This is a genomic window from Methanosarcina sp. MTP4 (genome assembly GCF_000970045.1).
In the GTDB taxonomy this organism is placed as follows: Archaea; Halobacteriota; Methanosarcinia; order Methanosarcinales; family Methanosarcinaceae; genus MTP4.
On record NZ_CP009505.1, the window covers coordinates 2,856,994 to 2,870,422 of the forward strand.

Here is a 13,429-nt window from a genome sequence, read left to right on the forward strand (position 1 = left end):
ATGACAGGAACTCAGAAGAAAATTAGAAGTTTTGGAATTCTGGCCCTCACACTCATCCTCTGCCTGGCGCTTGCTCCTGCAGCATCCGCCCACAGGGTACACGTAATGGGCCAGGTTGACAGTATACAGGTAAAAGCCTGGTACGGCGGAGGCGACCCTATGGTGGACGCTGACGTGGAAATCTACACGATAAGGAACGAAGAGGAAGAACTGTACCTTACTGGCAGCACCGACGAAGAAGGGCTCTTTTACTTCACCCCCAAACTGGGGGTCTCGGAATACAAAGTGGTTGCAAGCGCCAAAGGAGGACACAGGGGAGAAGAAATCATAAACCTGGAAAGCGGAGTTGCCCCGGAAGAAGATGAACTTCCACTCTTCATAAGGGTATTCGCAGGCTTCGGTTACCTGACAGGACTTGCAGGAATCGGAATGATCAGCAGCGCCCGGAAAAAACAGAAAGCCTGATTGGGCACAAAGCGCAAACAAAAGCCTGCCCGGAACTGTAAAAAGGCCGGAAAACCGTAACGTACAGCTTAACAGCTCATTTCCGAAACTCCCCGGAAATGAGACAAAAATTCCGGGCTTTTGAGCGTATGCATTGGAAAACAGGAGCTTCTGAACAAATATGAGAGTCCGTTGGAGAGTCCGCAAGAATCCGAAAACACAAAACAAAAGTGTTAGGAGCAGAGCTTAAAAAGACTACTTTTCAAGCCCCTGAATATACTCATTTGCAGCCGTAGCAGCCACCGCCCCGTCGCTTACGGCTGTCACTAGCTGCCAGATAGGAGTGTCCCGGCAGTCTCCTATAGCATAGATTCCTTTCTCCGAACTTTCCATCCAGCGGCCTGTTTTGATGAAACCTTTCGGATCTTTTTCTACATCCACGATTTCTGTGTTAGGGTGGATACCGATGTAGATGAAAACGCCGTTTGTGAGAAGTTCCCTGGTCTCCCCGGTCTTCACGTTTTCCAGGATGACCTTTTCCACTTTCCGGATTTCGGTTCCGGTTCCCACGATTTCCTGGACAAGGGAGTCCCAGATGAACTCAATGTTTGCCGCCGCAAAAGCTCGGTCCCGGAGGACTTTTACAGCCTTCAGTTCATCCCGGCGGTGGACGACATAAACTTTTTCCACGAGCTTAGAGAGGATCAGGGCATCCGTAAGGGCGGAATCCCCCCCTCCGACCACAACCACGGTTTTATTCCTGAAAAAAGGCCCGTCACAGGTGGCACAGTAGGAAACTCCTTTGGCAATCAGTTCCTCTTCCCCGGGCACGCCCAGGTGTTTCGGGTTGGCCCCGGTAGCAATGATCACGGCTTTTGCCTCAAGGTCCCCGCTGTCTGTCGAGACAAGCTTTTTCTCTCCTTCGGAACGGACCGTCAGGACATCCGTGATTTTAGTCTCCACACCGACTGCAAGAGCATGTTCTTTGTACTTCTCCATCAATTCAAAGCCCGTGATAGAAGGAAAACCGGGATAATTTTCCACAACATCAGTAAGGGCTATCTGCCCGCTGATTTCACTTCTTTCCAGGACGAGCGTCTCCAACCCGAACCTCACGCCATAAATTCCCGCAGTAAGCCCTGCAGGCCCTCCTCCAACAATAACCAGATCGTACATGTTTACCCCATAAAAAAATAAATGAAAGCTTGGCCGATAAAACGCTAGCCGATAAAACGCTAGCCGATAAAACGCTAGCCGATGAAATGTTAAGGTGACTAAGGCGATTGAACCAGCTAATGAAATGTTAAGGTGATACAGGAACGTTCGATACAGGATATTCAGGTAATGCGGGCGATAGCCTCGGCTTTTTTAGGAAGTCCTGCAAAAGCAAGTTCCCCATCGATAATGGTTGCGGGGATCCCAACTATACCGAATTTCTCGACCAGTTCTTCTCCCTCGGGCGTTTCCACATCTATTTCCTCGTACTCAAAATCGTATTTTGATTTAAGATCATTCCAGAGCCTGCGTGCGGATGGGCAGACCGTACACCAGCTAGCGTGTATAAGCGTGACTTTGACCATTTAAAGAGCTCCCGGGAAAATTTCAGGCTTAACCTCATTTCTATTATTAATTTCCAGATATTTATACGTTGAGCGCGGGCCAGAAACCCGCTGACGCCAAAAAGCTTTAAGCAAATAAGCCCCCTAAAAGCGGCTATGCTCACATTCATAGGGCTGGGCCTCTTTGACGAACATGACATTTCTTTAAAAGGGCTTGAAGCTGTCAGGGCAGCCGATCTGGTCTACGCGGAGTTTTACACCTCCTACCTTATGGGCACAACTCCTGAAAAAATGGAGGAACTCTACGGAAAGGAAGTCCGCCTGCTCTCAAGGGAAGATGTGGAACAGCAGCCGGACTGGCTGGAGGAAGCAAAGACAAAAAACGTGGTATTCCTGACAGGCGGGGACACCATGGTCTCCACGACCCACGTTGACCTGCGCCTGAGGGCAAAAAAGCTGGGCATCGAAACCCGCCTGGTCCATGGGGCTTCCATTACCTCCGCAGTCTCAGGGCTGACCGGACTCCAGAACTACCGCTTCGGGAAATCCGTAAGCATACCCCACCCTTATGAAAGCAAGCGGGGGGTCCTGGTCATTACCGAAACCCCCTACGATACCATAAAGCAGAACTCCGAACTGGGGCTGCACACCCTTGTCTTCCTGGATATCGATAAGGACAAAGGCTATATGACCGTAAACAGAGCCCTGGACCTCCTGCTCGAGGTGGAAAAAAGGAGAGGCGAAGGCGTTATGACCCGTGCCGTTGCCGTGGGAATTGCCAGGGCAGGTTCAAAACTGCCCGTAGTAAAGGCAGACTATGCGGAAGAGCTCCAAAATTTCGATTTCGGAAAACCCCTCCACATCCTTGTCATTCCCGGCAAGCTGCACTTCCTCGAAGCCGAAGCCCTTGTGGAACTCGCAGGGGGACCCGGGGCAATCCTGAAAGAAGCCGAATAAGGAAAAGATTAAGTAAGGAAAGATCGAGCAAGGAAAGATCGAGTAAGGAAAGATCGAGTAAGGAAAAGCAAGTGAAAGAAAACCATCCTCAGAGGTAGTCCTGATGCCTGCGGATTTGAACGAGAAGGTCAACAGATACGAAAATATGCTAAAAAGAGCGCTTCAGAAAGCAAAATATGCCCCAATCCCCGAATCCCACATGTACTCCGTGGCCGAGGACTATCACACAATGGCAGAAGCTTACTATAAAGACGGGCTCTATTTCCTGGAAAACGGGGACCCCGTAAACGCCCTTGCCTCTTTCAGCTATGGGCATGCCTGGCTTGATGCGGGAGCGAAACTTGGGGTCTTTGCTGTGGATGATGAAACACTCTTCACCATATAAACGAGCTAAACGAGCTAAACGAGCAAAACAGATCTCCGGATAAAGAGGCAAATTAAAGCCAGGGTATAAAACCTGGTAAAAAGGAAAACTTCCCCAACAGTAATAACTTTTGTGAAACAGAAATAATTATATCCTTTACCCTATTCTTTAGGTTCTGCAGGAATATTTCCCTGGATTCAGGATATTTTTGGACAGAAATTATTGAAGAGAAAACATTTAAAGAGAAATTTTATAAGAAAAACATTTAAACGGATAATTACGGTGACATTAATGAAGAACTTTCATGTGGTACTTGAAGCAGCTTGGTTGGTTAGAGATGTAAAAACGGCTGATGATGCAATCGGGGTTGCGATTTCAGAAGCTGGAAAGCGCCTGAACCCCAAACTGGATTTTGTAGAGGTCGACGTGGGAACCACCTACTGCCCAGCATGTAACGAGCCTTTCGGCAGTGTATTCATAGCGGCAAACACCGCCCTCGTTGGACTTGTTTTTGAGATGAAGGTATTTGACGCCGAATCTGCGGAACATGCAGAAAGGATTGCAAAGTCCGTGATCGGAAAGTCTCTCAGAGACATCCCCCTGAACGTAGTCGAAGTTACGGAATTCGAAAGGTCCTCAGAAAAGGAAGAAATGCAGAAAAAGCAGGCTTGAAATAATTCATTCTCCGGAAACCCGCATACTGAGTAAAGATAAACAGCCAGCATACAGCTGGCTCTGCACTTGCTCCGGTACAGGTTTCCGAGGATTTAAAACTTAAGACAGGGCATTAATTAGCAGAGAGTCTTAGTGAAATTAAGCTAATTAAAACTTAGTAACTAAACTTAGCAATTAAGCTAAGTGATTAAACAAGGAATTAAGCTAATTAATTAAATTTAGTAACTAAACTTAGCAATTAAGCTAAGTAACTAAACTTAGCAATTAAGCTTAGTAACTAAACTTAGTAACTAAACTAAGTAATTTTTATCTTTTAAGGAATGTATGCTTTATTCCCTGCAATTCACCTTTTGAGATTTAGCCGGGCAAAAAAAGAAGGGGTGGCGCCCATAACCCACTTAAAATGAGGACAGCTACATGGATAGAGTGATTTCCGTGGTCGGGCACACTGCCCTGGACTACATCGTGGACGTTGAAAGGATAGCAGGAAAAAACGAGTCATCTCCGGTTACAGATTACGAGGAACATCCCGGAGGAGGGGCTGCTAACATCGCGGTCGCCATTGCAAGGCTTGGGGGAAAATGCCAGCTCATCTCCCCTGTAGGTGCGGATTTTGAAAGTTCGGGATACGAAAAGCACCTGAAAGACGCCGGCATTGACCTCTCACACCTCTATCGGCTCGAGAACCAGAAGCTGTCCAAAGCCTTCATTTTCAACGACAGGGAAGACGACCAGGCGACCTACTTTTACTGGGGAGCTTCCTCGAAATTCAAGGAACTCGAACCCGGACCCGTGGATTTCGTACACCTTGCGACAGCAGATTCCGTCTATAACGCGAAAATGGCAAAAATCGCAGGTTTCGTTTCCTTTGACCCCGGACAGGACCTGGTAACCTATTCTAAAGAAAACCTGGAAACTATCCTCTCAAATACCGATATCCTCTTTGCAAACCGGCATGAGATCAAAAGAGTCTCCGAGATGACCGGAAAAAGCTTCTCCGAACTCAAAAACATGATCGCTACCATCGTGATCACCTATGACGCAGAGGGCAGCCGCATCTATACCGAAGCCGAAGAATACCCGGTTCCGGTCGTCCCCGTTACGGCCCTGGACCCCACGGGAGCTGGAGATGCCTACAGGGCAGGGTTCCTGCTCGCCTACACCAGAGGATATCAGCTACCCACCTGCGGGAAAATAGGGGCAACCGTGGCATCCTATGCCGTGGAGACCCGGGGCCCCCAGACCGAACTCCCAACCTGGGAGAAAATGCAGGCCCGCTACGAAGCCCATTTCGGGAAACTGGAAAAAACCTGAAAAAGCCAAATCTGAAAAACAGCCACCTAAAAGGACCCCTTAAAAATCGCTTTAAAGGACCCTTAAAAACCTTAAAGACCTTAAAGACCTTAAAAAAACCCTTCTAATCACTTTTATATAATTTCAAACGAGTTATCAAAGCCTCCTTAAGAAGAGGAACCTTATAAAGGTCCAATGGATACAACTCAAAAAAATCGAATTATTAATACAAAGAATAAATGAAAAAAATAAAATGGGGATGCAGATGAAATTCGCAGCACTGGTTTCCGGTGGCAAGGACTCGATCTTCGCCATTCAAAAAGCTCTCGAAGCAGGGCATGAGGTCACCGACCTCATAAATATCATCCCTGCCAGGGATGACTCCTATATGTACCATTCCATCAACCTGCACATGGTGGAACTTATCTCCGAAGCCTCCGAAATTCCGCTCATCCAGCAGGAGTCCAGTGGGATAAAAGAGCTTGAACTCGACGATCTTACCCTTGCCCTGAAGAAAGTTGACGTTGATGGAGTAACCGTCGGCGCCATCGAGTCCCAGTACCAGGCAAACAGGGTGCAGAAGATCTGCGCCTCCCTGGGCCTTGAGGTCTACTCCCCCCTCTGGCACCGGGACCCTGAAGAATTGCTTCAGGAAATGGCCAAAGTGCTCGACGTTCGGATTGTCCGGGTCGCAGCCGACGGGATGGACGAGTCCTGGCTGGGCAGGCCGATCAACAGCACCTCCATCGAACAGCTTAAAGCCCTGAACCGCAGGCGCATGGTCCACATGGCGGGGGAAGGCGGAGAATACGAAACCGTCGTCCTGGACGCCCCCTTCTACAAAAAGCGCATCGAAATCGTAAGAAGCGAAATCGAATGGCTGGGAGACCAGGGGACCCTGAACATCATTGAAGCAAAACTTGTCGACAAGACCTGATTTCAATCATCCCTTCCAGAAGCCCGGAAACCCCCGGGCCAAACCCCAACTCTACGCCCGGGTTCTTCAAAATATTCGCTTCAGAGACACATGCCCTGCACCCTATGAAGCCTAAGGAAGGTGTTTTATCACGAAAAACGAAAGTACCCCTATTTTTGATTTAAACCCGGACACGTCCCCCATATGATTCAAACCTTCACATAATTCAGGTCCTTCACATTATTTCTACGGAAAAAGCCCCTGTTTAGCTCTGCGTCCTTTCATCAGCAGCATAAAAACACCTGAGAGCCGTTTAAGCCTGCCTTTTTCTGGCTGACAGCACCCTCTCCGCCAACTTTGTATAATATAATATTAAATATATATATAATATAGAAATATATATTAATATGGCATCTGAGAAGTCTGAATTCCGCCAGATACCCCTTCTCCAGAATATCTTCCTGATCAGATGTCTGTTCAGACCACATTCTTTCACCTATTTTTTCAATTTTTTATTTTATTCAAGCCATAAGCTTCGATTTTGGAAGAACTGAAATTTCCAGCTTTTGTATCCTCCGATTTACAGCTTTGAGGATTTCCAGGCTCCAGATTTGAGGATTTCAAATTCAATATTTCATCAATAAGCCTATACCGGCATAATTCAGGACCTAACTTCTCAAAGTGAGAAGATCTTATTAAAAAAATAAAAGTACTGCAAAAAATAGCAGAAATATGACAGTATAAGCCTGTTTATATATATTGTAAGCGATAATTTATAATTAGGGCATCTGAGAAAAATCTTTTCTCGTTGTAAATCTCAACCAACTCTTTACCCCCCTATTCCCACCCACTACTTCCAAAATTCAGATGCCCACCCCCCAAAATCCGATTTCTGACAAATCTATTTTCAACAAATTCTATTTTCAACAAATTCTATTTTCAACAAATGCACATTTCGAACCCCTGCCAATATAGGCAAATAATTCACGATTCCAGGTTGTTTTGTTGACTTCATGTCAGCAAAATGATCTTTTTGTGCAGTATATTGACACAAAAGTGCCAGGGTTCGGAATGTGAGTAACAAAGCTCTATTTTCAACAAATCCTGCTAACTCGGATTTAAATAAGGACAGTGTTATAAAAATAATCAATTCAGCTGCCCCCATCCATCATAAAAAAGCACTACAAACCCTAAAGCCCGGCAAAAAAATATCAAGAGCAAATATATGACCACGATTTTTCCCGGCAGCATGAAGCGTGGGCAGTGTGAAGCATGTTTAGCCCTTTCCTGTAAAGCAAGAGACAGGAATCAAAAAAGAGAATGAAAAGATTAGAATGGGAAAAATGAATGGGAAGAAATGGAAAATTTGCAGGTTAAGAGAATCCGTGTCAAATTATTCCTTTTTCGTTAAATCCAGGATCCTTAAGGCAAGGTGCGCACCGTTTGCCCCGTTATCGACCCCCACACTTGCTACAGGCACCCCCGGAGGCATCTGGGCTATGGAGAGAAGGGCATCAAGACCCCCAAGCTTTGCGCTTACGGGGACACCTATGACCGGCTTTTTGGTTTTAGAAGCAACGACTCCTGGGAGGGCAGCCGATAAGCCTGCTATGGTGATAAAGACCTTTGCATCTGAGCCCGCAACGTAGCTGTCAAGCTCATCCGGGTTACGGTGGGCGGAAATTACCCTTACTTCGTATGTGTACTCGCTTTTTTCAAGAACCGAAATCGCACGGTTGGCGATTGCCCGGTCAGATTCAGAACCCATTATCAGTGAAATGTCTGCCATTTTTGACTCCTTTGAAAACCGCTTCAGGGAAAGTTCCCCTTACCGCTTAACTCTTCCTGGCGCTCGATACTCATCCGGATCAGGATATCGAAAATATTTTTTACGAATCCCACGTCGAGGTTAAGTTCTGTGGCAGCGCTCACGGCCCGGTTGATTACAACCTCGTTTTGCGTACGGTCATTTATGGAGGTCCCATTTATTCTTTTTGATTCCAGGACCTTTTCGGCAAGGTTGACCCTTCTGCTAATCAGGGCCAGGATTTCCCTGTCGATTTCTTCTATTTCCTTACGGACAACTTCAAGTTCGCTCAAATGGATCCCTCGCTGCTTAAAGATATTGCGTCCCTGTTATTTATAGTGGTTTCTATGACCCGGCCTTCAAGCCCGCAACTTTCCCAGGCACTCCTGACTTCCTTCAGTTCCCCGGCGCTGACCAGGGCGGCGTAGGAAGGCCCTGTCCCGGAAAGGCTTACGCCCCTTACACCACATTCCAGGGCTCTGAGCATGTATTCGGTATCAAACCCAAGCGCCCCGCAGTAGAGAAAACCGTTAAGGGTCATTGCCCTCTCATAGTCACCCCCGAGAGCAAGGTCGTATGCCATTTCCACATAGGGGGCAATCAGGCGGGAACGCTTCACGTCAGTCTCCGCACTGAAGGCTTTCTTATCAGGGGCAAATATCAGGACCTTTGACTCGTACTCTTCCCTTCGTACCAGCTCCATCTGCCTGTTGTCGGTCAGCACGACTCCCCCGAAAAAGGAGGCACACGCATCATCAAAAGCTCCTGTGACCGTAACTCCTACATCTTTTGCAGCCCTGACCCCCAGTTTCACAATATCAAGCGGGGGGAGAGTTTTGTCAATTGCCCTCAGGGTTGCAAGGACAGCCGCGTTTGCCGCTGCACTGCTGCTCTTGAGCCCCCCTGCGAGAGGGACTTCACTCCGGGTCATCACGGTACCCCCGAGTTCAAGCTCGAACTGCCCCAGGACCATCTCAACGCAGCGTTCGATAAGCCTGGTGTCTCCCTCAGGCAACTCCTCGATTGAGCCGGAAATCCCGGGTTTACCTTCCGAAAGTTCCACTTCTGCAAAAGTCTTCAAGTCTATCCCGAATGCCGAACCTTTCCAGGTGGCAATCGCGTTTATGATGGTTCCTGCCCCGGAAGCACAGGCATACCCTTCAAACGTCATCACCCCCCAGATGCACTGTTAGTTAATATTTTTTGCCTCAGGCCTAGAACGTTTAAAGACCAAAAATTTCAAGAGGCGAAACCATAAAAAGTAGCATTGTTTTAAATATGTACATAGCACATGGAAATTCTATATATTTAACAGAGACTTATTTTAATACTAAAGGATATATGCCATAATTAGTTAGTATGTAGCAACCAATAACCATAAACCCCTAATGATCTAAAAAAGAGGAATAGATATAGAGACAAGGAAAGTTCAACAGACCGGCGGGTCCACATATATAATTTCCTTACCCAAACCATGGGCCGAAAAGGTAGGGATCAAGACCGGAGTGCGGGTTTCTATCCAGACCCAGCCTGACGGGAAACTGGTAATCGACCCTATCCTTGAAGGCCGCACGATTAAAACGAAAAGGATTGATGTCACCGGCTGTGAAGGGCAGGCCCTGGAAAGAGACATTATTGCCGCCTATATCTACGGATACGACAAAATGGAGTTCGTATCGAAACGGATTCTTTCCGAACAGAAGCAGATCATCCGAAAAGTCTGCTATAAACTGATAGGCCCTGAAATCATTGAAGAGAGTTCAAACTGCCTGGTCATCCAGGATCTCCTGAACCCCAACGAACTCCCAATCAAGAAAGGGATACACCGGATGTACCTGATCTCAAGTTCCATGCAAAAGGATGCAATAAGGGCACTCAAAACCATTGACCACGACCTGGCCCTTGATGTCAGCCTCAGGGACGACGAGGTTGACAGGCTGTATCTCCTGATCTCAAAACAATTCAGGTCTGTCCTCTGCGGCTCGAAGATACCTTATCCTTCGGAAACAAGTATCGAGGAATACCACGACTTCAGGATGGCGGCAAGTCCCCTGGAGCGTATAGGGGACCACTCCCAGAGGATAGCAAACGTTGCCTCAAAACTGGAAACTCCCATTCAATCCGATGTGATGGGAGGAGTAGAGGACCTCAGCGTCGCTTCAATGGAACTCGTCAAACAGGCAATTGACGCTCTTTTTAACGCGGACACGGCCCTTGCAAACAGGGTAATAGACAGCGACGGAATCCTCCGTGACCAGGCAAAAGACCTGGATGCATCCATCCTCAAACTCGAATCCCATGAAACCATGGTCTACCTCAGAACGGTTGTGGACAGTCTCACCAGGATAGGGGACTACGGCAAGAACATAGCCGAAATAGCCATAAATTCCGCAATCAACAGCAAGTAAACTACCCTCTCGGAAAAAGTAAGGGGTTTCAAGAAACCCCAAAAGATAGGAACTTATATAAAGGAAAGTACTGAACATTATTACACATCGAAAAAATTTCGCGTAATAAGAAAAAATTTCATGGGACCAGAAATTTTCTGTATGAGTAAGGGCCTTCAATGATCGCATTCAAGGGAACCGGAAGCTGTACAGGAATATTTATTTATACTCCGGGATGCATTTTCCCCGGATACACTTACCTCCTCGGGGAAGCAGGAGTTAAAGTTTCAATAATATATATAGGTTCAGAGTAGAATACCTTAGGAAAAACCTACCCTTTTCAGCTTCTCCGGTACCCGGGGATTAACAAATGAAAATTATTTATATACAAGGGCCAATTAAGATAGAAAAATTATGAAAAACACCAGTTACCCTATCAGGAAAGCAATCTGAAAATCCTTTGGTGTTTATGCTGTTCCCAAGGGAGGGAAGCGATGAGTATGATAAAACGATTTAAGATAAGCTTTTCAAGAATATTTGACAAATTGTTCAAGAAAAAGGGCGCATGCATAGGAATTTACGGACCCCCCAATGCCGGCAAAACGACCCTTAGCAATAGAATCCTCCGGGACTGGGTAGGAAACGAAGAAACCATGGGTTCGGTGTCCCACATCGCACACGAAACAAGGCACGCAAAACGCCGTAATGAGGTTTCCATAGAATCTAAAGGGCATACGATCAGCCTGGATATCGTGGACACCCCCGGACTTGCGACAAAAATAGATTTCCATGACTTCATGGGACAGGGGATGAGTGATTCCGAATCGAAGAAGAGGTCCAAGGAAGCAACGGAAGGTGTTATCGAAGCAGTAAAGTGGCTCGAAGACCTGGACGGCGTGATCCTTGTTATGGACTCCACGGAAAACCCGTACACACAGGTCAATGTCACGGTAATCGGAAATATGGAAGCCAGGAACCTTCCGCTCCTTATCGTTGCAAATAAGGTAGACCTTCCGGAAGCTGACCCGGGAGTCATAAAGGAAGCTTTCCCCCAGCACCCAATGGTACCGATTTCAGCCCTTGACGGAGTCGGGATGGACTCTTTTTACGAAGCTCTGGCAAAACAGTTCGGGTGATCGATATGCAGGGAATTCAAATGGACCTTATATCCGAAGCCAAGATTTCCCAGATGGCTTCGATGGAAAAAGTCCGCTACATAATCGACGAAGTAAGAAAGGGAAAAATCCTCGTGCTTGAAAAAGGCTTAAACCCGATGGAGGAAGCAAAGCTCATTGAAGTGACAATGTCTGCTATCCAGCCAGATGAGTTTTCAGGCATCGAGATGCAAAGCTATCCCTCAAATGGGGAAGCCTCCATCCTTGGTAAGATCTTCAAAAAACAGGGTAATAAAAGGCTTACAGTGATAGGCCCTGCAAACCAGCTCAAGACCCTCAAGAAGGACCGGAATCTGATCAGTGCACTTGTCTCTGCAAGTAAATAAATGAAGTGGAAACAATGTGCGCCCATAAGAGCCAAGATTTGGAACTAAGAATATCCCCTCCCCAATCCCTCGGATCCTTTGAAATGGGCAGGAATGATGTCGATGTGATATGTACCTACGGTAAAATCGCCGTATGGTTCGGAAGAAAGGTTCCCGATTACATCATCGCGCAGGTACTCATAGGAATATCTAAAGTGGACCCGTCAACAGTCCACGAATTTGAGGTAATCTGTGATTTTGAGGAGATCACGGAATACGAAAGCAAGGGGTACACCCTGGTCTCCTATGGGAAAACCACAGGTGGGTACAGGGTAAACTACAGCATCCCTTTTTCCAGCAAAAAAGCCCTGTTCCACCTATCCAAATTCATTCTTGAACAACTCCGGAGGGGAGACGTCCACAAAGACTTCTACTGGAACGGAAACGACTCGGATATTCAACGGCTATACCAGGAACTGAGATCCAGTATCGAAAACTGGGAACTAAAAACCATCAATTATAAGGAAGGAAAAGAAGGTACGGCAAATTAACCGGTTCAATAAGCCGGGAACCTGCAGTCAGGACTGACCTGTCAAAGGATTTTAAAAGTACGTTGTTTTGTACGTCTCTTTGAAAAACCGTACATAGGTTACGAAACTTTTATAACTTACAACCCGTTTAGGGATTTAATGGCAGATAAATTTCCTACCAGAATAATGCTTCTTACCGGAATAATGCTTAATGGACTTTTTGAGGAACGTTAATTATTTGAAGGAAACCGTTAATCAAGCCGCTAAATCAAGTGCTAAATCAAGCGCTAAACAATCAAAGATATACTTAAAAAATAATCGGGACTTTACCCAACATTTTTTTGGAGAACTCATATGACAGACTGTCAGGTTACAGACTGCGAAGACGTAATATTATCGATGAGATTGATAGTGGATCAGCTAAATGACGTGATTAACAGGCTTGACAATAAAGCCATAAAGGGTATGCTTCAGAAGACCCTCGATGCCGAGAGGATCTTCCTGATGGGAGCAGGCAGGTCAGGGCTTGTTGCCAAGGCATTTGCCATGCGCCTCATGCACCTCGGGTTTACCGTCTATGTGGTTGGAGAAACAACAACCCCTGCTGTCCAGGAAAAAGATGTCGTGATTGCCATTTCAGGCTCCGGGGAAACCCGTTCCATCGCCAACCTCGGGAAGATCGTAAAGGACATAGGTTCCACCCTGATAACGGTCACCTCTAAAAAGGAGTCAACCCTCGGTAGGATTTCGGATATAGCCGTGGTCCTCCCGAGCAAAACCAAAAACGACCTTGACGCCGGGGGCTACCTTGAGAGGAACATGCGAGGAGACTACAAGAACCTGCCACCTCTCGGAACGGCTTTCGAGATTACCTCACTTGTATTCCTGGACTCGGTAATCGCCCAGCTGATTACGCTTACCGGAGCATCCGAAGCCGAGCTCAAGTCCAGGCACACGAACATCGAATAAAATTCTGAAATCGGCCAATACCCGCATTCCGAGGTAGCATTTCGCCTA

At 46.8% G+C, this 13,429-nt stretch carries 16 protein-coding genes; 11 read left to right on the top strand and 5 right to left on the bottom strand.

The genetic code is table 11. From position 1 onward, the window contains the following. Positions 1–465, top strand: coding sequence for a carboxypeptidase-like regulatory domain-containing protein (locus MSMTP_RS11800; protein WP_048179611.1), 465 nt, complete (start codon positions 1–3; stop codon positions 463–465). 234 nt (positions 466–699) lie between these two features. Here the strand turns inward: MSMTP_RS11800 and trxB are convergent, their stop codons facing one another. Continuing rightward, positions 700–1,620, bottom strand: coding sequence for a thioredoxin-disulfide reductase (trxB, locus tag MSMTP_RS11805; protein ID WP_048179614.1), 921 nt, complete (start codon positions 1,618–1,620; stop codon positions 700–702). Between the two features lie 161 nt (positions 1,621–1,781). After that, complete coding sequence (locus MSMTP_RS11810; RefSeq protein ID WP_048179616.1) at positions 1,782–2,024, bottom strand: thioredoxin family protein; 243 nt, start codon at positions 2,022–2,024, stop codon at positions 1,782–1,784. 135 nt (positions 2,025–2,159) lie between these two features. On the opposite strand from MSMTP_RS11810, the gene dph5 reads away from it, so the two are divergent. The 5 genes from dph5 to MSMTP_RS11835 all read left to right on the top strand — a co-directional run bounded on the left by dph5 (position 2,160) and on the right by MSMTP_RS11835 (position 6,229). Then, positions 2,160–2,960: a diphthine synthase gene (gene dph5, locus MSMTP_RS11815; protein ID WP_048179620.1), complete on the top strand. Its 801-nt coding sequence runs from the start codon at positions 2,160–2,162 to the stop codon at positions 2,958–2,960. A gap of 103 nt (positions 2,961–3,063) precedes the next feature. Continuing rightward, positions 3,064–3,345 (top strand): DUF357 domain-containing protein, encoded by a 282-nt coding sequence (locus tag MSMTP_RS11820; protein WP_048179625.1) that lies wholly within the window; start codon positions 3,064–3,066, stop codon positions 3,343–3,345. 270 nt (positions 3,346–3,615) lie between these two features. Continuing rightward, entirely contained in the window at positions 3,616–3,996 is a 381-nt protein-coding gene (locus MSMTP_RS11825; RefSeq protein WP_048179629.1) for a DUF555 domain-containing protein, read from the top strand. A 420-nt stretch (positions 3,997–4,416) separates the two neighbouring features. Beyond that, a complete protein-coding gene (locus tag MSMTP_RS11830; protein ID WP_048179632.1) occupies positions 4,417–5,313 on the top strand; it encodes a carbohydrate kinase family protein in 897 nt (298 codons plus the stop codon). 244 nt (positions 5,314–5,557) lie between these two features. Further along, on the top strand, positions 5,558–6,229 hold the full coding sequence (locus MSMTP_RS11835) for a diphthine--ammonia ligase (RefSeq protein ID WP_048183483.1): 672 nt from the start codon (positions 5,558–5,560) through the stop codon (positions 6,227–6,229). A 1,372-nt stretch (positions 6,230–7,601) separates the two neighbouring features. Here the strand turns inward: MSMTP_RS11835 and MSMTP_RS11850 are convergent. The 3 genes from MSMTP_RS11850 to MSMTP_RS11860 are packed head-to-tail and all read right to left on the bottom strand — an operon-like array spanning position 7,602 to position 9,186. After that, positions 7,602–7,997, bottom strand: a complete 396-nt coding sequence (locus tag MSMTP_RS11850; RefSeq protein ID WP_048179639.1) for an AIR carboxylase family protein — start codon at positions 7,995–7,997, stop codon at positions 7,602–7,604. Positions 7,998–8,020: 23 nt separating this feature from the next. Then, positions 8,021–8,308, bottom strand: coding sequence for a chorismate mutase (locus MSMTP_RS11855; RefSeq protein ID WP_048179641.1), 288 nt, complete (start codon positions 8,306–8,308; stop codon positions 8,021–8,023). Continuing rightward, a complete protein-coding gene (locus MSMTP_RS11860; RefSeq protein ID WP_048179644.1) occupies positions 8,305–9,186 on the bottom strand; it encodes a shikimate kinase in 882 nt (293 codons plus the stop codon). Before MSMTP_RS11860 ends, MSMTP_RS11855 begins: the two co-directional genes overlap by 4 nt. A gap of 241 nt (positions 9,187–9,427) precedes the next feature. Between MSMTP_RS11860 and MSMTP_RS11865 the strand changes: the two genes are divergently transcribed. The 5 genes from MSMTP_RS11865 (at position 9,428) to hxlB (ending at position 13,381) form a co-directional block, all read left to right on the top strand. Then, positions 9,428–10,423, top strand: a complete 996-nt coding sequence (locus MSMTP_RS11865; RefSeq protein WP_082090604.1) for a phosphate uptake regulator PhoU — start codon at positions 9,428–9,430, stop codon at positions 10,421–10,423. Between the two features lie 473 nt (positions 10,424–10,896). Beyond that, the gene (locus MSMTP_RS11870; RefSeq protein WP_048179650.1) at positions 10,897–11,538 is read left to right on the top strand and encodes an Era-like GTP-binding protein; all 642 of its coding nucleotides are present in this window, start codon (positions 10,897–10,899) and stop codon (positions 11,536–11,538) included. 5 nt (positions 11,539–11,543) lie between these two features. Beyond that, on the top strand, positions 11,544–11,903 hold the full coding sequence (locus MSMTP_RS11875) for a DUF2073 domain-containing protein (protein WP_048183486.1): 360 nt from the start codon (positions 11,544–11,546) through the stop codon (positions 11,901–11,903). A 14-nt stretch (positions 11,904–11,917) separates the two neighbouring features. Continuing rightward, the gene (locus tag MSMTP_RS11880) at positions 11,918–12,433 is read left to right on the top strand and encodes a hypothetical protein (RefSeq protein ID WP_048179654.1); all 516 of its coding nucleotides are present in this window, start codon (positions 11,918–11,920) and stop codon (positions 12,431–12,433) included. A gap of 333 nt (positions 12,434–12,766) precedes the next feature. Then, positions 12,767–13,381 (top strand): 6-phospho-3-hexuloisomerase, encoded by a 615-nt coding sequence (hxlB, locus tag MSMTP_RS11885; protein ID WP_048179656.1) that lies wholly within the window; start codon positions 12,767–12,769, stop codon positions 13,379–13,381. Positions 13,382–13,429: the final 48 nt, after the last annotated feature.